At 59.2% G+C, this 25,472-nt stretch carries 25 protein-coding genes and 2 pseudogenes; 13 read left to right on the forward strand and 14 right to left on the reverse strand.

All coding sequences use genetic code 11. The features are described from left to right. Window positions 1-42 precede the first annotated feature (42 nt). Window positions 43-1,413 carry a GntT/GntP/DsdX family permease gene (locus QRN50_RS16165; RefSeq protein WP_004406603.1) on the forward strand — a complete coding sequence of 457 codons (1,371 nt, stop codon included), beginning with the start codon at window positions 43-45 and terminating at the stop codon, window positions 1,411-1,413. A 51-nt stretch (window positions 1,414-1,464) separates the two neighbouring features. Here QRN50_RS16165 and QRN50_RS16170 read toward each other — a convergent pair whose 3' ends face one another. Further along, on the reverse strand, window positions 1,465-3,711 hold the full coding sequence (locus tag QRN50_RS16170) for a putative bifunctional diguanylate cyclase/phosphodiesterase (protein ID WP_011266860.1): 2,247 nt from the start codon (window positions 3,709-3,711) through the stop codon (window positions 1,465-1,467). A gap of 552 nt (window positions 3,712-4,263) precedes the next feature. On the opposite strand from QRN50_RS16170, the gene QRN50_RS16175 reads away from it, so the two are divergent. Next, window positions 4,264-4,533 carry a hypothetical protein gene (locus QRN50_RS16175; protein WP_004406599.1) on the forward strand — a complete coding sequence of 90 codons (270 nt, stop codon included), beginning with the start codon at window positions 4,264-4,266 and terminating at the stop codon, window positions 4,531-4,533. Continuing rightward, complete coding sequence (locus QRN50_RS16180; RefSeq protein WP_011266861.1) at window positions 4,520-5,266, forward strand: ATPase; 747 nt, start codon at window positions 4,520-4,522, stop codon at window positions 5,264-5,266. Before QRN50_RS16175 ends, QRN50_RS16180 begins: the two co-directional genes overlap by 14 nt. A gap of 107 nt (window positions 5,267-5,373) precedes the next feature. Here the strand turns inward: QRN50_RS16180 and QRN50_RS16185 are convergent, their stop codons facing one another. From QRN50_RS16185 to QRN50_RS16240, 12 genes and pseudogenes are all read right to left on the reverse strand, one after another. Next, window positions 5,374-6,060: a GntR family transcriptional regulator gene (locus QRN50_RS16185; protein WP_004406597.1), complete on the reverse strand. Its 687-nt coding sequence runs from the start codon at window positions 6,058-6,060 to the stop codon at window positions 5,374-5,376. Next, window positions 6,057-6,452: an oxalurate catabolism protein HpxZ gene (gene hpxZ, locus QRN50_RS16190; protein WP_024642481.1), complete on the reverse strand. Its 396-nt coding sequence runs from the start codon at window positions 6,450-6,452 to the stop codon at window positions 6,057-6,059. The genes QRN50_RS16185 and hpxZ overlap by 4 nt, the downstream gene beginning before the upstream one ends. Window positions 6,453-6,455: 3 nt before the next feature. Then, window positions 6,456-7,127, reverse strand: a pseudogene (locus QRN50_RS16195) (cysteine hydrolase family protein); the annotation flags it as partial. Next, window positions 7,124-8,665 (reverse strand): ABC transporter ATP-binding protein, encoded by a 1,542-nt coding sequence (locus QRN50_RS16200; protein ID WP_192873913.1) that lies wholly within the window; start codon window positions 8,663-8,665, stop codon window positions 7,124-7,126. The pseudogene QRN50_RS16195 and the gene QRN50_RS16200, both read right to left, overlap by 4 nt. Continuing rightward, a complete protein-coding gene (gene biuH, locus QRN50_RS16205; RefSeq protein ID WP_024639185.1) occupies window positions 8,662-9,348 on the reverse strand; it encodes a biuret amidohydrolase in 687 nt (228 codons plus the stop codon). The genes QRN50_RS16200 and biuH overlap by 4 nt, the downstream gene beginning before the upstream one ends. Window positions 9,349-9,352: 4 nt before the next feature. Next, window positions 9,353-10,369: a formamidase gene (locus QRN50_RS16210; RefSeq protein WP_024642476.1), complete on the reverse strand. Its 1,017-nt coding sequence runs from the start codon at window positions 10,367-10,369 to the stop codon at window positions 9,353-9,355. Between the two features lie 27 nt (window positions 10,370-10,396). Beyond that, window positions 10,397-11,317 carry an ABC transporter permease gene (locus QRN50_RS16215; protein ID WP_004406591.1) on the reverse strand — a complete coding sequence of 307 codons (921 nt, stop codon included), beginning with the start codon at window positions 11,315-11,317 and terminating at the stop codon, window positions 10,397-10,399. Then, window positions 11,310-12,419 carry an ABC transporter permease gene (locus tag QRN50_RS16220; protein ID WP_096127292.1) on the reverse strand — a complete coding sequence of 370 codons (1,110 nt, stop codon included), beginning with the start codon at window positions 12,417-12,419 and terminating at the stop codon, window positions 11,310-11,312. Before QRN50_RS16220 ends, QRN50_RS16215 begins: the two co-directional genes overlap by 8 nt. Before the next feature lie 9 nt (window positions 12,420-12,428). Next, window positions 12,429-13,538, reverse strand: a complete 1,110-nt coding sequence (locus QRN50_RS16225) for a BMP family ABC transporter substrate-binding protein (protein WP_024660799.1) — start codon at window positions 13,536-13,538, stop codon at window positions 12,429-12,431. Between the two features lie 15 nt (window positions 13,539-13,553). Next, complete coding sequence (atzF, locus tag QRN50_RS16230) at window positions 13,554-15,359, reverse strand: allophanate hydrolase (RefSeq protein ID WP_024651232.1); 1,806 nt, start codon at window positions 15,357-15,359, stop codon at window positions 13,554-13,556. 223 nt (window positions 15,360-15,582) lie between these two features. Continuing rightward, on the reverse strand, window positions 15,583-15,963 hold the full coding sequence (locus QRN50_RS16235) for a glyoxalase superfamily protein (protein ID WP_004406588.1): 381 nt from the start codon (window positions 15,961-15,963) through the stop codon (window positions 15,583-15,585). Window positions 15,964-16,024: 61 nt separating this feature from the next. Further along, complete coding sequence (locus tag QRN50_RS16240; RefSeq protein ID WP_004403020.1) at window positions 16,025-16,504, reverse strand: Lrp/AsnC family transcriptional regulator; 480 nt, start codon at window positions 16,502-16,504, stop codon at window positions 16,025-16,027. Window positions 16,505-16,737: 233 nt separating this feature from the next. Here QRN50_RS16240 and QRN50_RS16245 point away from each other — a divergent pair, with 233 nt between their 5' ends. From QRN50_RS16245 to QRN50_RS16280, 8 genes are all read left to right on the forward strand, one after another. Then, a complete protein-coding gene (locus tag QRN50_RS16245) occupies window positions 16,738-17,118 on the forward strand; it encodes a Dabb family protein (protein ID WP_096127291.1) in 381 nt (126 codons plus the stop codon). A gap of 15 nt (window positions 17,119-17,133) precedes the next feature. Then, on the forward strand, window positions 17,134-17,556 hold the full coding sequence (locus QRN50_RS16250) for a DUF2000 domain-containing protein (protein WP_004403022.1): 423 nt from the start codon (window positions 17,134-17,136) through the stop codon (window positions 17,554-17,556). A 25-nt stretch (window positions 17,557-17,581) separates the two neighbouring features. After that, window positions 17,582-18,979 (forward strand): phenylacetate--CoA ligase family protein, encoded by a 1,398-nt coding sequence (locus QRN50_RS16255; RefSeq protein ID WP_004406584.1) that lies wholly within the window; start codon window positions 17,582-17,584, stop codon window positions 18,977-18,979. Window positions 18,980-18,981: 2 nt separating this feature from the next. Beyond that, entirely contained in the window at window positions 18,982-19,941 is a 960-nt protein-coding gene (locus QRN50_RS16260; RefSeq protein ID WP_096127290.1) for a branched-chain amino acid transaminase, read from the forward strand. A gap of 26 nt (window positions 19,942-19,967) precedes the next feature. Beyond that, entirely contained in the window at window positions 19,968-20,588 is a 621-nt protein-coding gene (locus QRN50_RS16265; protein WP_024639180.1) for a bacilysin biosynthesis protein BacA, read from the forward strand. A 65-nt stretch (window positions 20,589-20,653) separates the two neighbouring features. Beyond that, window positions 20,654-21,223: a carboxymuconolactone decarboxylase family protein gene (locus QRN50_RS16270; protein WP_024639179.1), complete on the forward strand. Its 570-nt coding sequence runs from the start codon at window positions 20,654-20,656 to the stop codon at window positions 21,221-21,223. Window positions 21,224-21,226: 3 nt separating this feature from the next. Next, window positions 21,227-22,198, forward strand: coding sequence for an ornithine cyclodeaminase family protein (locus QRN50_RS16275; RefSeq protein ID WP_024639178.1), 972 nt, complete (start codon window positions 21,227-21,229; stop codon window positions 22,196-22,198). Window positions 22,199-22,247: 49 nt separating this feature from the next. Then, a complete protein-coding gene (locus QRN50_RS16280) occupies window positions 22,248-22,868 on the forward strand; it encodes a LysE family translocator (protein ID WP_004406576.1) in 621 nt (206 codons plus the stop codon). Between the two features lie 48 nt (window positions 22,869-22,916). Here the strand turns inward: QRN50_RS16280 and QRN50_RS16285 are convergent, their stop codons facing one another. Next, window positions 22,917-24,338 carry a sugar porter family MFS transporter gene (locus tag QRN50_RS16285; RefSeq protein ID WP_004418871.1) on the reverse strand — a complete coding sequence of 474 codons (1,422 nt, stop codon included), beginning with the start codon at window positions 24,336-24,338 and terminating at the stop codon, window positions 22,917-22,919. A gap of 205 nt (window positions 24,339-24,543) precedes the next feature. On the opposite strand from QRN50_RS16285, the pseudogene QRN50_RS16290 reads away from it, so the two are divergent. Next, window positions 24,544-24,651: pseudogene (locus QRN50_RS16290) on the forward strand (ester cyclase); the annotation flags it as partial. Window positions 24,652-24,748: 97 nt separating this feature from the next. Continuing rightward, window positions 24,749-25,375, forward strand: coding sequence for a glutathione S-transferase family protein (locus QRN50_RS16295; RefSeq protein ID WP_004406575.1), 627 nt, complete (start codon window positions 24,749-24,751; stop codon window positions 25,373-25,375). Window positions 25,376-25,472 lie beyond the last annotated feature (97 nt).

Consider the following 25,472-nt stretch of genomic DNA (forward strand, 5'->3'; position numbering starts at 1 on the left):
GCTGAAAAGCACCCTGAAAAAACGAACGCCAGGAGGTCCGCGTTGGATTTGTCGTCTGCTGCCTGGGTGTTTCACGACACCCGCCTGATTATCTGCTGCCTGATTGCCATCGCCACGATCATCGTGCTGATCAGCGCCACCAGGTTGCCCCCCTTTCTCTCCATTCTCGTCGGCACGTTCATCGCCGGCATCGGCGCAGGTTTGCCAGCCGAGGCTGTCGCAAAGGCCTTCAGCAAAGGCGCGGGCAGCATTCTCGGCGAGGCCGGAATCATCATCGCGCTGGGGGCAATGCTTGGCGCGCTGATGGCCGAGTCGGGGGCTGCGGATCGCATCGCTTCCACTTTGCTCAGGCTGGGCAAGGGCCGCACGTTGCCGTGGATAATGGCGCTGGTGGCGATGGTCATCGGCTTGCCGCTGTTCTTTGAGGTTGGTCTGGTGCTAATGGTGCCGATCATCTTCGTCATGGCGCGTCAGTCCGGTCAGCCGCTGCTGAAAATCGCGATTCCGGCACTGGCGGGCATGACCACCTTGCATGCCCTGATGCCCCCGCATCCCGGCCCGTTGATTGCGGTCAGCGCGTTGCATGCCGATCTGGGGCTGACCATGCTGCTGGGGCTGTGCATTGCCGTGCCGGCAGTGATTCTCGCCGGCCCGCTGTACGGCAACTGGCTGTCCGGGCGCATGCACGTTGAAGAGCCCGCCGAGCTGGGTGAGTTGTTCAGTGCCAAGCCTGAAACCAGCCGGCAGCCTGGGTTTGGCATCTCGCTGCTGATCATCCTTTTACCGGTGATCCTCATGCTCGGCAGCACCTTTGCCAAGATAGCGCTGGAACCTGAAAGCAACATCGCGCTGACCTTGAAGTTTCTAGGCGAGCCCCTGGTGGCGCTGGGCATCGCGGTGCTGGCGGCAACGGTTTGCCTGGGCTGGGCCAACGGGCTTTCCCGTGAGCACGTCGGCGGTACATTGCGCAAAAGCCTCGCGCCCATCGCTGTGCTGTTGCTGACCATCGGCGCGGGTGGTGGTCTGAAGCAGACGCTGCTGGATGCCGGTGTCAGCCAGACCATCAGCAAGGTGGCAGAAGGTGCGCACATGCCTTATCTGCTGCTCGCCTGGCTGATTGCCGTGGCACTGCGTCAGGCCACCGGGTCTGCGACCGTGGCGACCACGACGACGGCAGGTATCCTTGCGCCGATGATGGCCGGGCTGGCGCCGGTGCAGGCATCGCTGGTGGCGCTGGTGATCGGTGCCGGCTCGGTGTTCTTCTGCCACGTCAACGACGCAGGCTTCTGGATGGTCCGCGAATACTTCGGCCTGCAACTCAAGCAAACCATTTGGGTCTGGTCGGTGTTGCAGACCATCGTGTCGGTGGTCGGGCTGGTCGGGACATTGCTGTTGTGGCACTGGTTGACGTGAAGTGCTGCGTAATGGCCGGGAATCAGTCCGGCCCATCAACGTCGGCGTAAATCAGGCAGTGCATTCGGCTGCGGATTTGATGATATGCAGCAATGCCTCTGAGCGCATCGGTCTGTTCAGCAGATAACCCTGAAAGTAAGGGCAGCCCATTTTGCGCAGCAGGTTGTATTGTTCTGCTGTCTCCACACCTTCCGCCGTGATATCCAGGTTCAGCGCTCGTCCCAGCGACAGGATGCTGCTGACAATGGCTTCGCTGCGCTCATACGTCATCATTCGGGACACGAAGGACCGATCGATCTTCACGGCATCGATCGGGTAACGGTCGATGTAGCCGAGCGAGCTGTAACCCGTGCCGAAGTCATCCAGCGCCACTCTCACGCCAAGCTGCCTGATCTGCCGGAGAATCTCCGCGATCGCGTCAGGCTGATAGAGAAACACCGACTCGGTGACCTCGATCTGCAGTTGTGTAGCAGGCAGGCCGGTGGAGGCAATGATCCGTGTTACCCGATCGACGAATCCGGGATGGCTCAACTCTTTTCCGGACACGTTGACATTGAGCCTGAGGTCCAGATGAGAGAACTCCTTGCGCCAGGCCTGCACTTCGCTGCAGGCTTTGTGCATTACCCAGGCACCCAGCTCATGAATAATCCCCAGGTCTTCGGCAATCGGGATGAACGCATCGGGAGAAATGATGCCCATGGTGGCATGGTTCCATCTGACCAGGGCTTCGACCCCGACCAGGTGTTCACAGTTGCCGCTGTAGATCGGCTGATAAAAGACCAGGAAATCCTTGTCTTCCAGTGCCTGGCGCAACGCGTTCTGAATCATCAGCGTGTCGATCGCCGCCTCGCGCATTGAGGTGTTGAAGATGCTCCAGCGTCCTCGGCCCTGTTTTTTCGCGGAGTACATGGCCACATCGGCGTCACGCAGCAACTCTTCGGGCTTGGTATGACTTTCGCCTGCGCTGACGATGCCGATGCTGCAGGAGATGAAAATGTCCTGGCCTTCGATCTGGATTGCCGTGTTCAACTGGCTCACGATGCGTTCAGCCATTTTTACGGCAGTCTCCGGCTGATCCTTGCCCATCAGCAGGATCGCAAATTCGTCGCCGCCGATTCGCGCCAACACATCATTCGAGCGAACGCAGGTCTGCAATCGGTTCGCGACCCCCTTGAGCAACTGGTCACCGGCCAGGTGCCCCATGCTGTCGTTGACCACCTTGAAACCGTCCAGGTCCAGAAAGAGTACCGTTGCCCGTTCGTAACGAGACTTACGGGTTTCAAATGCCGTGGTCAATTCGTTCATCAGGTAAGCGCGGTTGAACAGTGAGGTCAGCTCATCGTGAAAAGCGATATAGGTCAGCTCTTCGGACATGCGCTCGCGTTCCTCCAGCCGGCTCTGTAACGCAAGCTTTTCCTCCCACTCCAGACGAGCTCGCTGAGCCAGTTGCTGAGATTCCTTGCGCTCGGTGATATCGCGCTGCACGGATACCCAATGGGTGAACCAGCCTTTTTCGTTGGCCACCGGCACAATGCTCAACTCGACCCAGAACTGGCTGCCATCCTTGCGGGTGTTGAGCAATTCGACTTCAACCGGTCGCCAGTGACTGAGAGCCTCGCGAATAATGTCCAGCGTTGCCCGACTGGTGTCCTCACACTGCAGGATCCGGGGCGTGCGGCCTATGACTTCCTCTTCCGTGAAGCCGGTAATTGCCAGAAACGCAGGGTTGCAATAGACGATACGCGGGCCGGGCAGATCGATGGGTTCCGCTTCGGTGATAAGAATCGCGTCATTGGCGTTGATGACCACCGATTCAAGCAAGCGCAGGCGTTCGAACGAGGTGACCAGCGGATTGTTGGCCTCGGGATCACGTCCCGGTTGCAGGTAGGTACGAATATGAACCGCCTGGGCCTGCAGCGCATAGCGTTGCGCAGCGCTCAGCACCATTGCGCCATCGCTGTTGCTCAACAGCATCGCGCCCAGCAACTCATGCCTGAAGCCACGGATAGCAACGTAGATCAGGGTAGTCCCCGGGCTGTTGGTCTGGATCGCATTCGCCGGACTGTCCTGACCGACCAGCACCACGTCGCCATACGACGAGACCATCCTCAACCATGCCTCATCCGCTTTGAGCAGGCTTTGGCCGCAGCTGACCAACTGTTCCCAGCCTGTAGCGCTGGATACCATCAGCAAAGCGGCGGTGCACGAGGCGGAGTGAGCAGCTGCCTGCAATACCTTGGCAACATCTTCAACATTCGTCGGTATGACGTGGTCGTGCTCATAGCCCTGTGGGTTCATCGATCGCTATTCCTGAATGGCTTGCATGTGTGGCCCGGATCATGTTCGGCAGCGCATAAGCCGTGGACCCGTTCCGTGGACCTCTTCCAGCTGCGCGGAGAGATGGTCTGATGGGTTCAGCTGATTTTTCAGCCAGGACCACGTACAGACTTGATATTGCTAAAAGACGTTTAGTCGAGGCGACGACTGACCCATTGCATAACGAGCCAGACTGTCAGTCACCGGCCGAATAAACAGTGGAGGTTCATGTATTAATACAGCAAATACAGGCTGATGCCTAAGTGCTATTACGCGCTAATGCTTACGACAGGGCAGGTTTCAAAAGGTTGCATGGGAGGCTGGATGTCCGGATGGGCTGATTGATGCGCCTCAATTCAGTGGGCTCTTGCTTGCGGTTTTGTCTAAGTACTTTCGCCCACATCATGATCCGTCAGACCGTGGCGCTTCTCATGATTGGTAACACTGACGAGTATCGGTTGGTGTCGAAAAAAGCGTTTTCGGTCTATGATCTGGCCATTGAGGTTACGCTGAACATGCTGACGAGGAGGATTAATGCCTAGATCTTCAGAAGATGTACTGTCCGAAGAAGCTATTCAGGAGCTGGAAGCTCAGATTCCGGCCAAAGCGTCCCTTGCCACCAGAATGGCCTATGAGAAGGCAAAATCCTCCGGGCAGACAGTGTTGCTGTCCAAAGGAGGATTTATCGTCGCCGAATGTGCGGACGGCACTGAAGAAGTCGTTTGTGCCTCCACGCCGAGACGCAAGGTAGCGACCGGCTCCTTCAGGATCGGCCCAAGGTCCGCTACCAGTGCCCGTACCTAGGCTACGCGTATTTGCCGGCCCTAACGGTTCAGGCAAGAGCACCATCAAGCGCATACTTGATCCTGACCTGATTTACATTTACGTCAATGCCGACGACCTTGAGCGTGAGGCGGGCGATAATGGGTTTATAGATCTTTCCCCTTTTTCGATTGAAGATGATCAGCAAGCTTTCCGGGCGTTTTTCTCCTCGCACCCCCTCATTGAAAGAGAACGGTTGGCTTGTCAGGCTGAGCATTTCTTCATCACCGCCCAATCGCTATTGATTGAAGGCATCACATTCACTTCTTACCACGCCTCGGTCGTTGCTGATTTCATCAGGCATCAATTGCTTGTTCAGTCCGCCAGCTTCACGTTTGAGACAGTCATGTCGGACCGTTCCAAAGTGGAGTTCATCAAAAAAGCCAAGGCGATGGGATACCGGACTTATTTATATTTCGTTGCCACTGAAAACCCGAGTATCAATATCAACCGGATCGCGATTCGTGTTGGCGAGGGCGGGCACAATGTCACCCCTGAGAAAGTGCATGCCCGTTATCACAGATGCCTGGCGTTACTGCCGGAGGCTATCCAGGCAACGAGTCGAGCATACTTGTTTGATAACTCTGGAGATACTGCAGAACTCGAAGCAGAAATCACAGACGCTTCGATTGTCGAATACAAAATTGACGAAGTCCCGGAGTGGTGCAAAGTGGCCATTGAAGGGCTTGAACGGCTTATCGATCCGGAACCTTAGAAGTGCGCTTTATCGCAGTACAAACTCTTGACTGCCCACCGCAGGGCGCACAGGCGCTCACGTATCAGACCTGCCCCCCAGAAGTTTTGATTTGAAGCGTAGAAACCTCACGCCTCATACCGCCGCCGCGCATCACTGAGCATGGAGATCGTCAGTTTGCGTACTTCCAGTTTGCTGATCTCTACATGGGAACGCAGCAGCAATAAGGCTTCGTCACGTTTGCGCGCCTGAAGGGCATTGAGGATCGCGGCGTGTTCGAGGTAGGTATGTTCGATACGCGCGCTTTTGAAGAAGTCCAGGCGGCGCACAATACGGATGCGCTCGGTCACTTCCTGGTGGATGCGGGCCATTTCCAGGTTGCCTGAAGCGGCCACCAGTTGGGTGTGGAACTGTTCATCGAGGTCGGCGACCACTTGCATATCTATCTGCCAGCAATCGCGATCGATCAACCAGTGCTGGCGCAGAATAGTGAGTTCCGGATGCACTTCGGCGCAGGCACAGATGCGCTCGACCGCCGCGCACTCCAGCACGATGCGCAGATCGTAGAGCTGGTCGATCTGGTTGAAATCCAGAGGCTTGACTGACCAGCCACGCCGGAACTCGACGTCCAGGTAGCCTTCGCGTTGCAGGCGGTAGAGTGCGTCACGCACCGGCGTTCGCGAGACCTGATAACGGTCGGCCAGTTGGGTTTCGGTGAAGCGGTCGTAGGGCAGCAGGTAGAAGTCGAAAATCTCCTGCTTGAGCCGCCGATAGACGTCTTCAGCCAGCGCGTTGGTGGTGTTCGGGGAATTCAAGGGCGTGGCTCCAGGCTGCTCAGGTCAATGCTGACATGTGCGGCAACGACTTTCCAGCCGCCCTCCAGTCGCGCCCAGGTCTGCATCTGCCGACCAAGGCGCTGGGTGACGCCATCATGAAACTCGGTACTGACCGTGGCGAAGTCTTCACCGAAGGTGCTCACCACGGTGCGCAGCAGCGTGCGGCCCGGTCCCACCGGCTGACACTGGCGTCGATAGCGCGCAATCGTGTCGGCACCATGCAGGTTCTCCGCGACGCCGTAGCGAACGGTCTGTTCGGAATTCCAGAAATACGCATCCAGTGTGTTCAGTTCATTGGCCAGCAGGGCGCGTTCGTAGTCGTGAAAGGCGTGGGTCACTTCAGCGACCACGTGGGGGAGGTTGATGTCCATCAATGTGTGCTCCTTCTGTAGCGCCTGCTCCAAGTCTGTCAACGAGGCAACCCGGCCGACAATCCCGCCTTGTGCGGTGATCATCTCCAGCGTGGCCTGTTTGAACGCGGGAAAATAGCTTTCGGTCGCGTCTTCGATCAGCAGGCAGCGATAACCCCGGTCATTGGCTTCGCGCATGCTGGTCTGCACGCAGACTTCGGTGGTGACGCCTGCAAAGATCAAATGGGTGATCCCGGCTTGGCTCAGCCGCTGCTGCAGGTCGGTGGCGAAGAACATGCCTTTGCCGGGTTTGTCGATGACCCACTCGTCAGCGAGTGGTGCCAGGGCGTCGATAATCTGATTGCCGGGTTCGCCGCGAATCAGGATGCGCCCCATGGGGCCGGGATCGCCGATGCGCAGGCCCGGCGAGCCATGGTCACGTTTGGCTTGCGGGCAGTCGGCAAGGTCCGGGCGGTGTGATTCGCGGGTATGGATCACCGTCATGCCTTCATCGCGCGCCAGCGACAGCAGGCGTTGCACGGACGGTACGATGGCCTGCAACGGAGCGACGTCGTTGCCCAGTGCGGCACCAAAGCCGCCGGGTTCGAGGAAATCGCGCTGCATGTCGATGATCACCACAGCGGTACGGGACGTGTCGAAGGCGAAGCGGTCAGGGCGCGCATTGACCTTGTTCATGCCGGTTCCCCCGCGAGATGCTCGGCACCGGCCATGTGTCGGCCCAGCTCGGTACGGTCGGCGTCCGCTGCACGGGTTTCAAACACCAGTTCGCCGTCGTGAATGACCACGATACGGTCTGCCAGGCTCAGCAGCTCGTCGAGGTCTTCACTGAGCAGCAGGACCGCTGTGCCGCTGTTGCGAGCGTCGATCAGGCGCTGGTGAATGAGCGCGACACTGGCGAAGTCCAGGCCGAATACCGGGTTGGCGACGATCAGTACCGCGACGTCGTGGGTCAGTTCACGGGCCAAAACAGCGCGCTGCACGTTACCCCCGGACAAGGTGCCGATCGGCCGGTCAGGGTCGTTGGGCGACACCTGGAACTGCTCAATCAGGCTGCGTGCCTGCACACCTGCTGCGCGACGATCCAGACGCCAGCCCTGGCGGCACAGCGGCGGCTGGTCGAAATTGCGCAGGGCCAGGTTGTCAGCCACGCTGAATGTGCCGATGCAGGCGTTGCGCAGGGGTTCTTCAGGCAGGCTGAACACGCGCAGGCGCTGCATCTGTTCGCGCCGTGCGTGGTAAGGCTGACCGTCGATCGCTATCTGCCCGGCGCTGAAGGCGCGCTGGCCGAGCAGCGCTTCGGTGAGTTCGCGCTGACCGTTGCCGGAGATGCCTGCAACCCCGACGATTTCACCCGGGTGAACGGCCAGAGACAGGTTTTTCACCGCCAGCGTGCCTTTGTCGCCAGGCACATCCAGGCCTGTCACCTGCAACTGCGGCGGGCGGGCCGCCATCACCGGGCGCTCGCTGCTCACCCCGCGTACCTGTGCGTCGCCCATCATCCACGCCGCCATCTGTTGCGTGGTGGTGTCAGCCACTGCCGCGCTGCCCACCCAGCGACCCTTGCGCAACACAGTGACGTCATCGGCGTAGGTGCTGACTTCGCGAAACTTGTGGGTGATCATCAGGACGGTCAGTTCGCCACGATGCGCCATCGCCTGCATCAGCCCCAGCACCTCGTCGGCTTCCTGCGGCGTGAGCACCGAAGTCGGTTCGTCGAGAATGACCAGTCGACGTTCCAGATACAGCTGCTTGAGGATTTCCAGTTTCTGCTTTTCGCCGGCCGCCAGGCTGCTGACCGGCCGATGGATGTCCAGACGAAAAGGCATTTTTGCCATGAACGCTTCCAGGCGTTGGTGCTCGCTGGCCCAGTCGATACGCCACGGCAGATCGCCGCGCGACAGCACCAGGTTTTCCGCCACGCTCAGGCCCGGCGCTACGGTGAAGTGCTGATACACCATACCGATCTGCAACTGATGGGAGTCGCGCGGGGTGCGAATCTCGTGTTCGCGGTTGTTGATCAGAATGCTGCCCGACTGCAGCGGGCTGTAGCCTATGATGCCTTTGACCAGCGTGCTCTTGCCGGCGCCGTTCTCGCCGAGCAGGGCGTGGACGGTGCCGGCGCGGACCTTGAAGGACACCTCGTCGAGCGCGCAAAAACTGCCGAAATATTTGCTCGCACCAATCGTCTCAAGGCTCGGGGCGCGCATGATCATGCTCCCAACAGGTCGCGAAGCATCGAGGAGTGGCCGACCGCACCGAACACGCCACCCTGCATTTTGACCATGCTCAGGGCCGCCGCATGGTTGCCAGGGTCGGTCGCCCCGCAGCAGTCTTCCAGCAGCAGGCACTCGAAGCCACGGTCATTGGCTTCGCGCAGGGTGGTGTGCACGCAGACGTCGGTGGTGATGCCGGTCAGGATCAGATTGTCGATGCCGCGAGTGCGCAGAATCAGTTCCAGATCGGTGGCGCAGAAGGAGCCTTTGCCGGGCTTGTCGAGCACGATTTCGCCGGGCAGCGGTGCCAGCTCGTCGATGATTTCCCAGCCCGGCTCGCCACGCACCAGAATCTTGCCGCACGGACCGGGGTCGCCGATCCCCGCGCCGATGCGCTGCGAGCGCCAGCGTTTGTTGGCGGGCAAGTCACTGAGGTCCGGGCGATGACCTTCGCGGGTATGGATGATGGTGAAGCCCAGCGGGCGCATTGTGGCGAGCAGCGCCTTGATCGGCTCGATGGGCGCACGGGTCAGCGCCAGATCGTAACCCATGCTGTCCACGTAGCCGCCGACGCCGCAGAAGTCGGTCTGCATGTCGATCACGATCAAGGCCGTGTTGTGCGCATGCAATTGCCCGTTCCAGGGCCAGGGGTAGGGCGCCGATGCAATATGACGTTCGCTCATGGCGTTACTCCTTCCAGCTGCCGGGGGTGGGTTTGAAGTCGCGCTCGGGGGCCGCAAAACCGCACGAGCTGCCATCGGTATGCACGACATCGTCTTCCCACGGCAGACGGTATCGGCCTGCGCTCAGATCGTGCATGTAGGTGTAAGGACAGTCGCGTGCGCCGCCCTTGACCGCCACATAGCCGCGATGCCCGAATTGATAGATGTTGTTTTCCACGCCCCAGTGCACACGGGCTTCGCGGACCAGGTCGGGGCGCAGTTCGCAGCAGACGATTTCGTCGGGCCGGCCGCCCCCTTCGGCCATGATCGTGCCGTCGAAGTCGACAAACATCGCCTCGCCCATGGAGTCGAACGTGCCGTCGGAGCCGCACATGCAGACGCTTGCGGTCTGCATCAGGTTGGTGAAGGCGTTGCTCTGATTGGTGATTTTCCACGAGTGGCGGATCGGTGCGGTGTAACCCGCGGTGCGCAGCATGATGTCGGCGCCCTTGTAGGCGCACTCGCGGGCCATTTCCGGGAACATGCCGTCATGGCAGATGATCAGCGCCAGCTTGCTGCCGCGCGGTCCGTCGCAGACCGGAATACCCAGATCGCCCGGCTCCCACGGTTCGACCGGCACCCACGGGTGCAGCTTGCGGTAGTACAGGCGGATCTCTCCAAGGTCATCGACGATCAGGCCACTGTTGAACGGGTTGCCGTGCGGGTTGGCTTCCATGATCGAGAAGCAGCCCCATATCCGGTGCGTCTTGCACGCCTCGCGCAGTGCCATGACTTCCGGGCCGTCGAGGCTGCACATGATCTCCGGCGCCGTGCTCATCGACAGGCCGTGCAGCGAGTATTCGGGGAATACGATCAGATCCATGCCCGGATTGCTGCGCCGAGCCTTGGCAACCATGCCGACCACTTTCTGCGTCTGCATCCACAACGCCTCGCGCGTATGCGGATCGGGCAGCGCCAGTTGCGCCAGGCCGATCACCACGCCATTGGGCGACTTGTTCAAACCACCAAGACCACTGGCCATGCAATGTCTCCTCGAAAAAAGATCAGTTCATCGCGTCAGGCTGAGTTCGCCCGGCGCGCCGTTCAAAGTGCGACCACGGCGACAGGTGGCGTACATCACCACCAGCGTCAGCGCATAAGGTGCTGCGGCAAACAGGTAATAGCCGGTGCTGATACCGACCGCTTGCAGGGCCGGGCCGATGGCACCGGCAGCGCCGAACAGCAACGACGCCCACAGACACGCCAACGGGCGCCAGCGGGCAAAGATCACCAGCGCCACGGCCATCAGCCCCTGACCGCTGGACAGCCCTTCGTTCCAGCTGCCGGGGTAGTAGAGCGACAGATAGGCACCGCCGATACCGGCCAGCCCGCCGCCCACCGCAGTGGCCACGATGCGTACCTTGAGCGGTCGATAGCCCAGCGCCTGAGCGGTTTCGGCATGGTCGCCGACCAGACGCAGCATCAGCCCCCAGCGCGTGGTGCGCAGCCCCCAGTGCAGCACGAACGCCAGCGCTGCACCGACGAAGAACAGCACATTGATGTTCAGCGCCGAGCGCACGCGTTCTTCGCTGCTCCAGGCACCCAGCGCCAGTGAAGGCAGCATGGGCGCCTGTGGCTGGATAAAGGCTTTGCCGAGAAAGAACGCCAGGCCGGTGCCGAGCAGGATCAGTGCGATGCCGAACGCGATGTCGTTGACCCGTGGCAACGAGCACGCCAGCCCATGCAGCAGGCCCAGCAGAATGCCGACCCCGGCAGCCGCGCCGACGCCCAGCCACGCCGAGCCGCTCAGGCACGCGACGGCATATCCGGACATGGCACCCGCGACCAGAATGCCCTCCAGCCCCAGGTTGATCCGGCCGCTCTTCTCGGTCAGGCATTCGCCCAGGCTGACGAACAGAAAAGGCGTGCCGACGCGGATGGCGCCGGCCAGCAGGGCGAGCAGAAAGGTAGTCAGGTCGATATCAGCCATGTTGCAGTGCTCCCTTGTCGAGCGGCGCAGGCGCCGCCGTCAGCCTGATCTTCCAGGCGGCGATACGTCCACCCAGGGCTTCCCAGAGCAGCAGATTGGTGAACAGCAGACCTTCAAGAATCAGCGTGGTGGCGTCCGGCAGACCGAGCCGTCGTTGAAGCAGTCCGCCACTGGCCTCCAGCCCGCCAAGCAGGATGGCGCAGACGATAATGGCCAGCGGATGATGGCGAGCGGCGAAGGCGACAAGGATGCCGCTGGTGCCGTAGCCTGCGATCAGTGCGGCGTTGGCGCTGCCTTGCACCGCGGTGACCTCGAACATGCCGGCCAGGCCCGCCGCCGCACCGCCCAGCAGGCAACTGAGCATGATCAGCCGGTCCACGGGCAAGCCGATCATCAGCGCAGCCCGCACGTTGCCGCCGACCACGGCGAGGGCAAAACCCTTGACGCTGTGGCGCACCAGCACATACGCCAGCAGACAGGCGACGACGCCCGCCACCAGTCCCCAGTGCACCTCGAAACTGTCGCTGATCGTGCCGATCATATAGGCATCGTCCAGCGGCGGCGTCGAAGGCTTGTTCAGGCTTGCCGGGTCGCGCAGGGGGCCTTCCACCAACTGCCGGAACAGTGCCAGGGCGATGTACGAAAGCAGCAGGCTGCTGATCGTTTCATTGACCCCGCGACGCTGGCGCATCCAGCCACTCAGACCGATCCACAGTGCGCCCACGGTCATTGCCGCGACCGCCATGCAGGCAAGCATCAAAGCGGCTGGCAGATGGCTGAGCCACAAGGGTGTCACTGCGGCAGCCAGACCGCCCAGTACCAGCGCGCCTTCACCGCCGATGATGATCAGCCCGGCCCGTGCGGGCAGGGCGACGCACAGCGCGGTGAGCATCAGCGGCGCGGCGCGTTGCAAGGTGTTTTCCAGGGCGAACCACGAGCCGAACGCGCCTTCGCCGACCAGGTGCAGCGCCTGCCAGGCAGGCTTGCCCTGAACCGCCAGAAACAGCCCGAACAGCACGCACGAGGAAAACACCGCCAGCAGCGTAGGCAGCCCCGGCAACAACGCGCTGGCCAGGCGGCGCAGACTTGTCGATGAACTCATGAACGTTCCTCAGAGCTGGCCAAGCACGCCTTCGACCAGGTAATTCATGCTCTCCAGAGCAATGTCGGTCTGGCCTTGGACAACGCCATCGGCAATCACCACGTTGCCCTTGTTGTCCTTGAGCGGGCCTTTGAAAATCACGAACTGACCGGCCATCATCTGCGCCTTGATGGCATCCGCTTTCTGTTTGGCGTCGGCTGTTACCGCAGGCCCGTAAGCGGACGTTTTGACGAAGCCTTCCTTGAGCCCGCCGCGCAGGAAGTTGATCATCGGCGCGCCGCTCTGGGCTGCCGCGACGTGAGCACGATAAGGCGTCTCCCAGTTCCATTCGGCCCCGGTCAGGTAGCCCTTGGGCGCCAGCGCAGCCTGGCTGGCGTGGTAGCCACAGGTCATCACGCCGCGTTTTTCAGCCGTCTCGACGATCACCTTGGGCCCGTCGACATGGCAGGTCAGTACGTCACAACCCTGGTCGATCAGGCCGTTGGCGGCCTCCGCTTCCTTGACCGGTAGCGACCAGTCACCGGTGAAGATCACCGTGGTGACGATGCTCGGGTCGACCGAGCGGGCACCCATGGCGAAGGCGTTGAGGTTGCGCAGCACCTGAGGCACTGGTTTGGCGGCGACAAAACCGAGCTTTTTGCTCTTGCTCATGTGCCCGGCGATCACGCCGTTGAGGTATTGCGCCTCGTCGATGTAACCGAAAAAGCTCCCCGCGTTCATCGGGTCGCGACCTTTCTGCCAGAGACCGCCGCAGTGTGCGAAACGGACGTCGGGGTACTTTTTGGCGACCTTGACCACATGCGGTTCGAAATAGCCGAACGAGGTCGGGAAAATCAACGTGGCGCCGTCCTGACGGATCATGGCTTCCATGGTCTTCTGTACGGCCACGGTTTCCGGAACGTTCTCTTCCTCGATCACTTTGACGTTGGGCAGTGTCTTGATGATGGCCGCTGCCTGGGCGTGGGCCTGGTTGTAACCAAAGTCGTCGCGAGCGCCGACGTAGATAAAACCCACTACCAGCGGCGCATCGGCTGAATAGGCGCGACCGAAAGGCAGCGCTGCGCTCAGGCCGATAATGCCCGCCAACTTGATGAAACTGCGACGATCAACATTCGACATGTGTGCTACCTCGGGTCATTGAGCGATGGAAGATGTGTGCGCGGCGCGGTAGGCGCGCCAGCCTTTGTAGTCAGTGATGTCCAGCGCGCCTTCAAGGCCGCCAGGCTCACAGATGAAACCCTTGACCCACTGGCCGTCGGCCAATTGCAGCGAGCCGATGCCCAGTGGCGCGGGAATGGCTGCGACGAAAGCGCCGAACTGGTTCAGCGGCATTTCCCAGACTTCTATCTCGATGCTCGCGCCCTGTTCAGCGACGCGCACCAGTCCCGGCTTCGGCGGCGACGTTTCTGCCAGCGCATACAGGCGGTAATCCGCGCTGGTGGTTGTGCTGCGCAGCAAGCGAGCGCCACCTTCAAGCAGTTGCCAGTTGAGCGGTTGGCCGACCAGATGCGCGCCGACGACCGCAACCTGTACGGTCGGGCTGTTATAGGGCAGGGGAGCCATTGCCACGGCGTCACGCTGGTCAGCCTGGCCGAACAGCGGCTGCCAGGCGGCGGCGATCTCTGCCAGGCGTTGATCGGCACCGGCCGGGCCAATCAGCGTGATACCCGCAGGCAGCCCGTCCGCGCGACGATCTGTCGGGATGGCGATGGCGCACATGTTCATCAGGTTGACGAAGTTGGTGTAATAGCCGAGCTGTGAGTTGAGCGCGACCGGGTTGCCGAGCACCGCTTCGATGGTCGGCATGCACGGCGCGGTTGGCACCACCAGCACATCGATGTCGGTCAGCAGTTGCTGCGCAGCGCGGGTCAGCTCTGCCAGGCGATAGCGCGCGTTGAACGTGTCCACGGCGTCGAATGAATCAGCGCTCTGCACAATGCCGCGCACCACGGGATGAATGTCGGCCGCGTTGCTGGCGAAGAATTCGCCGATGGCAGCGCGGCGTTCCGCCACCCACGGGCCTTGATACAGCAGGGCAGCTGCCTCGGCGAACACGTCGAACTCGATAGCGCTGACCGTCACCAGCGGGTCGTTTTGCAGGGCTTCCAGAGTTTTGAGGTAAGCCGCCTGTGCCTGCTCGTCACCGAAGAACTCGCAGTGCCGTGCGACGGCGACACGCCGAACCCTGCGCTGCACCGGCAATGCCTGCACGGCCACACTGGACGCATCCAGCGGGTCGTAAGCTGCAATGACCTGCGCCACCTGCCAGGCTTGCATCACATCGTTGGCAAAGATGGATGGGCAGTCCAGCGTGCGGCAGGCAGGCACGACCCCGCGGCTGCTGAACAGGCCAAGGCTGGGCTTGAGCCCGACGATGCCGTTGAAGCCGGCTGGCACGCGGCCTGAACCTGCGGTGTCCGTGCCCAGTGCAAAACTGACGTAGCCACGCGCTACCGCCACTGCCGAACCGGAACTCGAACCGCCACTGACGTAGGCCGGATCATGCGCATTGCGTACCGCGCCGTAAGGCGAGCGGACGCCCACCAGGCCTGTGGCGAATTGATCGAGATTGGTCTTGCCCATCAGGATTGCGCCGCTGTCGAGCAGCAGCTGCACAACGTGAGCATTGTCCTCGGGTACGTAGGCGAACGTCGGGCAGGCAGCCGTGGTCGGCATCTGCGCCACGTCGAAATTGTCCTTGACCGCAAAGGGCACGCCGAACAGCGGCAACCGGTCATACAGCGCATCGCCCATTTCTTCGGCGATGCCCTCCAGCGCCTTTGCCCGCTCGACAAGCTGTGCCAGGGGAACGCGATGAATCCAGACCTCTGCCCGGTCATCCGCATCAATATGCGCAGTCAGGGTATGCACCAGAGTCGTCAGCGTGGTTTCGCCGGAGCGGAGCGCCGACTGAAGTTCAGGAATATCGAGTGCGGTCATGGTGGTGTTCATTCATGTATACAAGATGAACTGACGCGTTTGCACGTTATGGGCCAACGTCGGCCGGAGGGCGATTTACGGCGGGATTACTGGCTATTGGCGGTGAGTTGCGCTGCAATCATGCGTCATGTGTGCGCTTGAATGCGTCTGTGTGCACAAAGATGGGTCGTGTCAGCCGCAGGGCGAATAGTATCGCCGCACGGCTGACATCAATGCGGGTTTCTCAGCTCTCGCAGAACCTGAGCCGGTTACCGAACGGGTCGCAGACTTCCAGTACCTTCCCCCAGCCTTGCTGAACAATATCCGGGCGGGCATAGCCGTACTGCTTGCCGATCAGCTCATCGCGCAATTGCTCGATGTTCTGCGTCGGGATGAACACCGCCGCACCTGGACAGGCGTCACCGTGATGCTCGGAGAGGTGCAGGTTCAGCCCGTTACGGCTGATGCCCAGATACAACGGCAGATCCGCTTCGAAGCGGTGTTCGAATTCGATGCTGAAACCGAGAAAGTCGATATAGAACTCACGCGCTTTGCGTTCATCGAACATCCGCAGGATCGGGATGGCGCTGGTGAAGGTCACGGTGGCTGGCTCGGTCGTGGGCATGGCTATTCCTTTATTTGAAATGATGGGCGTGCAGTCATTGATGCCGATGCACGCATTTATGCTATGCGGGCTGCTTTACCGGGAACGAGACGAACGGTTTTATTTCCTTGAGGACGAACATGCTCTGCATTTCCTTGATGCCGGGTAATCGTCTGACCACGGTCATGGCGAAGTCAGCAAAGGAATCCAGATCGGGCGCTACGACCTGAAGCAGAAAGTCCGCATCGCCACCGATGCTGTAGCACGCCACGACATCTTCCAGCTGCATGACTTCCTTCTCGAATTTTCTGGCCTCGGCCTCACTATGACTGTCGATGCTGATACGAATGAACACCATGACGCCCAGCCCGATCTTGCGGCGGTCCAGTACGGCTCTGTAACCCTGGATATAGCGATGTTCTTCCAGCTGCCTGACCCGTCGCCAACAGGGCGAGGCAGACATGCCGATCTGGTCGGCCAGGGTCTGGTTGGTGATACGGCCATCCTGCTGCAGCGCCGTGAGGATCCTTACATCAGTAGGATTCAACGTCTGGTAGGTCATAAATTCCGCAACTCCTTGTGGATGGGGGAAATTCTACCTAATTCGGTGATTCAGGCAATCAGAATAGATGATTTTTTCCCGTTTAAAGCGTGTAGTATTTTTTCCAGACAAGGTTTGGCAAACGTCTCATCAATACACTGTTTGCCGTTAGCCGGATCGTTGGAAAGTAAATAGGGACAGCCCCGCGTTTAAATAATCCAGTCAACGTGGTCGGCGATAAACAAGGACGATGCATGATTCTCCACTTGGTTTTCTTCAAGTTTTATGAGCCTTTTCAATGGTGTGACAGTGAAGTCCTGGAGGCAGAAGCCGCCACCCGTGGACACCCGCACCGTATTAGCGAGATTGCAGGCTGGGCCTGTGGAAGAAATATAAGCGTGCGTAAAAGAGCGATGGACTTTGTGGTCATGGGCTTATTTGAAAGTCAGGAAGAACTGTCAAGTTTCCTTATTCATCCTGATCACCAGGACGGCGTGCTCAAGTGGCAGAAGATCGCCAGTTGGCAGGTCGTGGATATCGATATCAACAGTGAAACAACACAGTGGTCAGGGCTGCTCGATGGCTGGACTGACGTGGTCAGCGCACCGCTCGATGCGGTGAGCGTTTCTCGATAGTTTGAGGGGGGACCCATGAATTTTGATGCGGCACTTCACAAGTGTGTAATCGTTGTTGATAAGGCGCTGGGGCTGGGGCATGCCGCGAACGCAGTCAGCGTCATCGGCGTCAGTATGGGGCGCTCCGTAGAGGGACTGGTCGGTCCGGACATGCAGAGCAGCGACAGTGTCAACTACCCTGGCGTCATCTACGCGCCTTTGCCGATTCTGTTGTCCAGCAATGAAAGCCTGCACGAGCTTCAGGAAAAAGCCCTGGCCGATGATGAGATTTTCAGCATTCCGTTCAGTGCACTGGCGCAATCCTGCAAAACATATCAGGAGTACGAGTCGCGTATCTCCGAGGCTGACAGTTCGTCCATCGAGTTGGTCGCGATCGGGCTGATAGGGCCGAAGAAAAAGATCAGTAAGCTGTCAGGAAACTTTCCACTGTTCAAGTAATTATCTCAATGACAAGGAGGTTGTCGTGTACGCTTTATTCAAACCGGATCTTTTAGAGTTGGCGCGTGTCACGTACCAGCAGCATGCATTGTTTGAAAGCGATGGTATCTCTGTCGAGGAACTTAACTCTATTCAACTCGACCGTCTCAGGCAGACACTTCGTTATGTCAACGCCCATTCTCCGTTTTATCGCGATCTGTTGTCCGCGTCGGACGCTGCATTAAGCACGCTGGACTGGCACGCTTTCCGCCAGTTGCCATTTACTACGAAAGATGACTTGCGCACGGCAGGTCACTTCATGCTCTCTGCTCCGCTGTCTGATGCCTGGATCTATTACGAAACCACCGGCACGACGGGTGCGGCCACGCCATGCCCGCGTAACGAGCGGGATTCGATATTCAACAATACCCCGTTGATACTTCGTTACGGAGCGCTTTTTCAGGCTCACGGCGAGCGCCATATAGTCGGTGTCATGGGGCCTACGGAGCTGCACTCTACCGGGGATACATTCGAGGACGTCTGCCGCAGTCTGGGACACACAGTAGTGAAGATGTGGCCGCGCTCACCTGTTGTCGGTATGGAGCGCGTCGTTACGCTGATCAGGGAGCTGAAAATCTCTGCACTGGTGTGTACTCCCGCCGTTGCAATCAGCCTGGCAAGGCACCTGATCAACAAGGGGCAGAACCCTTCATCGCTGGGCGTGAAGTTGATATTCACCTTGGGTGAACTCACCACGCCTGGTTTGTTGCGCAACATTGGCGATGTATGGGGCAGTGCGGTTTACAACTGCATGTACGCATCGCAGGAGTCTTCAATTCTTGCTGCCTGTGACAAGCAGGGGCACTTGTGCACCGTGCCCTTGAATGTCGTCTATGAAGTGGTCAATCCGATCACCGGCGAAGTCCTGGAGCCGAAAGACGGCCAGATGACCGGCGAGCTGGTTATCACGCACCTCTATCAGGGCCAGAAGCCTCTGATTCGGTATCGCACGGGAGATACGATCAGAGCCCGGGTTCTGAGTCAGGGCAAGTGGCAGATCATCCCCATCGGACGGCTCAGAGACACGCTGGTCATAAACGGACGCAACCATTGCGCCTACGACGTTGAAGCAGCGCTGTTCGAGCATCTGACAGGTTGTCTGGACTATCACATTCAGGTCGAAACCGTGTCGGGTATCGATAAATTAAGCGTCATTATCGAGTTGCAGCCCAATAGCGAAGCCCGAAACGACCTGAACACCGTTGCCAGCTATATGGAGACCGCACTCGGTGTTCCCGTGAGTATTACTGTCGGCCCAACCGATGCGGTGACCGGCACGGCAGCGATGGTCAGCTGGAAAGCTGCGCGACTCCACGACAAACGCACGGGCGGCGATAATCTGGAGCGTGATACCGCCTTGAAGATCGCTGCGCGGAGGGCCTGACCATGGCCGACGGACCGCTCAACACCACAAGTACTCCGCGCAAACCGCACCCATGGGTGTACCTGGATGATCGTTTTGTAGCCGCTGCAGACGCTCTGGTTCCGATAACGACCCAGGCATTCAATTACGGCACCGCGGTGTTCGAGGGTATACGCGCCTATGTTGCTGAAAACGGCGAGTTGAACGTCTTCAGGCTGGACGATCATCTTGAACGTATGGAGAACTCAGCCAGGTTGCTGCAGTTGGACAGCCTGCCGGGCCGCGCTGAACTAAAGGAAATCATTCTCGATTTACTGCGTCGCAATGACGCGCTGACCGACAGCTATATCAGGCCCATGGCCTACAAAAAGGCGCTGATGCCCGGCGTCGGTTTCGGAGTAAAACTGACTGGCGTCAGCTCCGGGCTGGTTATCAACACGCTGGCAATGGGAGCCTACATGCCCGCTGCCGGCATCCGCTGCGCCGTTTCGAGCTGGCGACGCATCCCGGATGTATCTCTTCCTTCGCGAGCGAAAATCACCGGTAGCTATGCCAATTCGGCGTTGGCCATGGAGTCGGCGCAACGTAACGGTTTTGACGATGCATTGATGTTGAATATTCACGGCAATCTGGCCGAATCAACCACCTCCAATGTATTCGTGGTCAAGGATGGATGCCTCATCACACCGCCTCTTAGTGCACACATTCTTGAGGGCATTACCCGGGATTCGATCATGACCCTGGCCAGAGAAACACTAGGCTTGAGCGTGGTAGAGCGAGACATCTCGTTTTCCGAATTGTATTCGGTCGACGAGTGCTTCCTCGCCGGCACAGGCGTCGAGATCGTACCCGTGACACAGATTGATCATTACGTATTGCAGAACCACAAAGTGGGCGAGCTGACCGCCGCGCTGAGAAGCCTCTACCTGCAAACGGTGAAAGGTTCGCACAGCCGATATGCCCACTGGCTGAGCCCCCTTTGAAATCGATCATCCGGAGATTTATGACAATGGACAGTAAATTCCTGAATTTGAGTGTGGGCGACTGGCGCGAGGTGATGATCCATACACTGGGGCCGAGTGGAACCAGTAGTGAAGCGGCGGCTGGTTTCTTTACCGAATGGCTAGGCCAGCGTTTTCCTGAATCACAGGTGCAGATCAACCTCAGTGACTCTTATGAGCATGCCTGCTCAGCGATGGACGAGCGCATCCCCGGCGTATTGATCGTGGCCAACGCCTATCCGCAGATTCATAACTTTTATATGAACCCGCGGTTAAGCCTTGTGGCGACGTTCGTCTTTGACACCCCGGAGTACGGTCTGGTGAGCAAGGGGCCGTTGACTACCAGAAAACTTACGATAGCTACCCATCCCGCTCCGCTCATGTTGATTCAGGAGTTGCTGCCCGACGGTCTTGAAGTCGACTCGGTGATTTTTTCGCTTTCTACCAGTGCCGCTGCAGCTGCGGTAGCCAGGGGCGAAGTCGACGTCGCGCTGACCACCGAGGTTGCAGCCCATATCCATGGGCTGCAGTTCATATCGAAGACGCGCCCCATACGCATGCTCTGGTCCGTCTTCGCGCCGATCCAGTGGAGCACCCAGCCCGTTGAAGTCAGCGCACGCTGGCGCTGATTCCCCAAACATAAGGGCACCTGGTCGAGCCGGGCAGCCCCGAATCACTTTTGATCGAGGTCATCATGACTGTCTTGAAGCTCCACACGATCGACTCCGCCCCCCTGAAAAGTAAAGCGTTGCTCCAGAGTTCGATCGACAACTTTGGCTGGATCCCCAATCAAAGTGCCTATATGGCCGAGTCGCCTTCATTGTTGGGCGCTTATCAGCGGGCGCATGACCTGGTTATCGAAAGCTCGTTAAGCGAGGAGGAAAAAGCGGTGGTCTGGATGACCACGGGTGTAGAAAACGGGTGCGCCTATACCATCCAGGCGCATGCCTTCATTGCCTTGTCCAAGGGCGTTGATCAGTCCGTGGTCGAGGCATTGGCTCATCAGCCTGGGCGCTTGAATACCCGTTTGCAGGCATTGCGCGAGTTTACCCTGGAAGTGATCAACTGCCGTGGCCGCTTGAGCGGGGCAGCCGTAGAGGCTGTGCTCAAGGCCGGGTTCAGCAAACAAAACATGCTGGACGTGATTCTCGCTGTCGCACAGAAAAACATGTCAACGATTCTGAACAGCATTGCCGGTACTGAAATCGATGAACGGTTCAAATGGGACGCCTTTCAAGGGCTCAATACATTGTCCGAGGCCTGAACGATGCTTCATTTGGACGGCAATACGGTCAAGTCGCTCATGAGTGCTCAGCTAAGTCTCCAACTTAGCGAGGTAGCGTTCCAGCTGCATTCTTCAGGGCAGGTAGAGCAGCCGTTGCGTACCGTTATCAAGGGCGGTGAGAACGCGTTGATGGGCGTCATGCCCGCCTACATCAAGAGTGGTCCTTACCAGGGATTCGGCCTGAAGTCAGTGGTCGTCAGGTTTGGAGAGGCTGCCGGCGGTCCTTCTCACATGGGCACGATCCTGATTTATGACGAAGCGCAGGTGACTCCTGTCGTAGCGGTGGACGCAGGTGCAGTGACGGAAATCCGCACAGCGGCTGCATCGGCTCATGCGACGCGGCTGCTGGCCGCCCCTGACGCGAGTCGTCTTGCCATACTGGGCACAGGCTTGCAGGCGAGAGCTCATCTGCAGGCAATGCAAGCGGTAAGGCCCATTAGGTACGTTTCGGTATGGGGGCGCAGCAACGAGGCTTGTCGCGAATTCTCAGCCTGGAGCGCGCAGCACTGCGATCTGCCCGTTTCGATTTGCACTAGCGCTGCCGAAGCCGTGCGCGACGCCGATATCATCTGTACCACCACCGCTGCACGTTCGCCCATCCTGTTTCATGCGGATCTTCCAGTGCACTGTCACATCAACGCGATCGGCGCTTCAGCCCCTGGTTTTCAGGAGTTGCACGAGGATGTCTACCAGGACATTACGTTATTCACTGACTGCAACCGCTCGGTGCTGGCCGCATCCGACTGCGTGATCAAGGCCGTTCAGAAAGGTCTGCTTGCGCAATCGGGTGGCGGAACAGAGATCGGCACACTGTGCAAAGATGAAACGCTGCAAAAAACTCGAGGCGTAACAGTTTTCAAGTCGGTAGGGCTGGCGGTGCAGGACCTGGTGTTCTCTCGGGAAATAATCCGCCAGTGGGTCGCGTCCCGTTGCAACGGTAGCAGTCTTACATGACTGACGGCGCTGCTCGCCGGGCACTTATAATTATTTCAAGGAGTGCAACATGCTTGATCTGACTCAGGTTCTTACGTATTCGGCAGCGTTGGGTATTGCCGCCGCCATTCCTGGCCCCGGTATGGCAGCGCTGGTCGCACGGAGTGTCAGCGGCGGGGCGGTGTCGGGCTTTTGCCTGCTGTCCGGGCTGATCCTCGGTGACCTGACCTATCTTTCATTTGCAGTATTTGGCCTTGCCATGATTGCCGAACACTTCAATGCGTTGTTTCAGGTAGTGCGATGGGGGGCCGCGATTTATCTGTGCTACCTGGCCTGGCAGTTCTGGTTCGCAGATCATCAAGCCATAGAAATCGGAAAATCAGCGAAGAAAAAAGAGTTGCTGTCCGCGGCCGCGTCCGGACTGACCATTACCTTGGGCAACCCCAAGACCATTGCCTTTTATCTGGCGCTTTTGCCGTTGGTCATCAATCTTGAAACGGTCTCTTTGCAGACATGGGGGCTGGTTCTGGTGCCGCTGACGGTGCTGGTACTGCTGGCGGTCGGGGCCGTGTTCATATTTGCCGCCTTGCGCATTCGACATTTGCTGTCGAGTGAGCGTGCGCAAAGAAAACTGTTTCGCGGTGCGGCGGCAATCATGGTCGCGGCAGCAGCTTCGATGCTGGTGCGCTGATCTGCCTGGAGGGTAGATGAGGCCGTTGATGGCCTCATCCGGTCGCCGTTACAGCTCTTTCTTCAGATGCTTTTCGATCTGCTCCAGCGACTTGCCCTTGGTTTCCGGCAGACACAGGAACACGAAAATCAACGAGCCAATGTTGATGGCGGCGAAGATGAAGAACGTCGGGTTGCCGATGGTATCGACTGCGATCGGGAAAGTGAACGCTACCGATGCGTTGAACAACCACTGCATCGATACGGCCGTGCCGGTCAGCAAACCGCGCACCTGCATCGGGAAAAGTTCTGACATCAGCAGCCAGTAGACCGGCGAGATGCACATCTGCATGAACAGCAGAAACACCAGAATGCAGGCCAGGGCGGTATAGCTCTGGGTCATGTTCTGCGGCATGAACTGCAACACGCAACCGAGTGCTGCCTGCATCAGAATGACGATGACCAGACCGGTCATCAGCAAATGCCGACGCCCATAGCGGCCGATGGCCCAGATGCCCAGCAAGGTCGCGATGACTGACACCACGCCGTTGCCGATCGTCGCGGTCAACGCAGCGTTGGTGCCCATCCCGGTGTTCTTGAGAATGATCGGCGTGTAGTACATGAACGCGTTCACCCCGGTGAACTGCGCGGTAAAGCCCAGACCTACACCGATCAGCAGCAACTTGATGACCCAGCGCTGACGCAGCAATTCTCTTGCTTTGGGACGATGACGAGCTTCTTCGTCCTGCGCCTTCATCTCGTCGACTTCGCGCTGTGCGTCCTGTTTGCTGGGGCGCAGTTGCTCCAGCACGTCCTGCGCTTCGTCGAAACGGCCTTTGGAGGCCAGCCAGCGTGGCGACGCTGGTACGAAGAACGTGCCTACCAGCAGCAACACCCCTGGCACCATGGCGACTGCCAGCATGTAACGCCAGATCCCCGGTGTATGCAGCAAGGCGGCCATGACTGCACTCAGCACATAGGCGAGCAACTGGCCGCTGACGATCATCAGTTCGTTTCGGCTGACCAGCCGCGCACGCCGTGACGGGCCTGCGATCTCGGCGATGAACACCGGCACTGTTGCAGAGCCGCCGCCCACCGCGATACCCAGCACGAAGCGCGCGGCGATCATGAACGGAATGGACGGTGCAATGGCGGTTCCCAGTGCGCCGGCGATGAACAGCACTGACAGCAGGCGTAAGGTGAGGCGGCGTCCGAAGCGGTCGGAGATATAGCCGCTGGCAAGCGAGCCGAACGCGGCGCCGACAATCAGTGACGCGGTGACCATCCCTTCGCTGTACGCATCCAGACCCAGGCCGCCCTGGTCGGCGGGCAGGGTCATGAACGGCAGGGCGCCGGCGATGATGCCAGTGTCATACCCGAACGCCAGCGCGCCCATGGTCGCCACCAGCACGGAGATAAAGATGAGTCGATTCGATGCAGCGCGTTGCCGGCCTTGCTGACCCGCCGCTGCTGAGGTGCTACTAGAAGACATGAATCTGAAGTCCTTGGCTTGAAACCAGCGTTGCGCCAGTACATGGATGTCACGCTTAGGGCGATGTCGGTCGCGCTAGTTCCCTACAACCCCACTCAGGATTGCATTTTTGGCGAAAGCCTTGAGCATGGGGCTGCTGAAACGATTAACTTTTTCTTGTCCTGATGACTGGATTTGTCTCTTTTTCCGTCATTGAGACTCAGTCTTTGGTGATGGCAAGATCGTCGGGGTCTGGTCGGTCATTGATAAAGCGGCAGTGGAACGCGAGCTTCGTGGCGAACCGGCGGGTGCTTCGAGTGACAGAGGCGCCTGAGCGAGTCGGGTACGTTCATCGAACGTAAAATCATTTCAGGGCACTCCGGGGTGGTAGCGCAGTCTTTTTTAGACACTCTCACCTGGCGGAGCCCGACATGATCACTGTCCATCACCTGAACAACTCACGTTCGCAGCGTATTTTGTGGCTGCTCGAAGAGCTCGACCTGCCCTACGAAATCAAACGTTATCAGCGCGACCCGAAAACCAACCTTGCGCCACCCGAGCTCAAGGCGGTACATCCGCTGGGCAAATCACCTGTCATCGAAGATGGTCCGCACGTCGTCATTGAGTCCGGTGCCATTGTCGACTACCTGATTCGCCGCCATGGCGACGGCCGCCTGCAGCCGGACCCTGCCAGCGCTACTTACGACGAATACGTGCAATGGCTGCATTTTGCTGAAGGTTCAGCGATTCTGCCGCTGATGCTCAACCTGTACGTCGGACGCCTGGGTGACGCGGGCGCGCCGCTGCATCCGCGTATCCAGTCGGAGCTGGCCAACTATCTGGGCTATCTGAATGAGGCTTTGGGGCTGACGCCATATCTGCTTGGCGACGAGCTGAGCGGCGCGGACATTCAGATGAGCTTCATTGGCGAGTTCGCCAAGGCCCAGGGAATGCTGCAGTCCTACCCGAATGTGACCGCATGGGTTGAAAGACTGCAGGGCAGACCTGCATACCGCAAGGCTTTGGAGCAGGGCGGCGAATATTCCTTTGCCAAGTAACCGCCGTGCCTGAAGCGCTTGCGCCGCACGATATTCGGGCTGATCGTTCCTCACGCTCCAGCGTGGGAATGCAGTTCTCGACGCTCTGCGTCGCAAG

Origin of the sequence: Pseudomonas sp. MEJ108, from assembly GCF_030208985.1 — a bacterium.
GTDB classification, from domain to species: Bacteria; Pseudomonadota; Gammaproteobacteria; order Pseudomonadales; family Pseudomonadaceae; genus Aquipseudomonas; species Aquipseudomonas fragariae.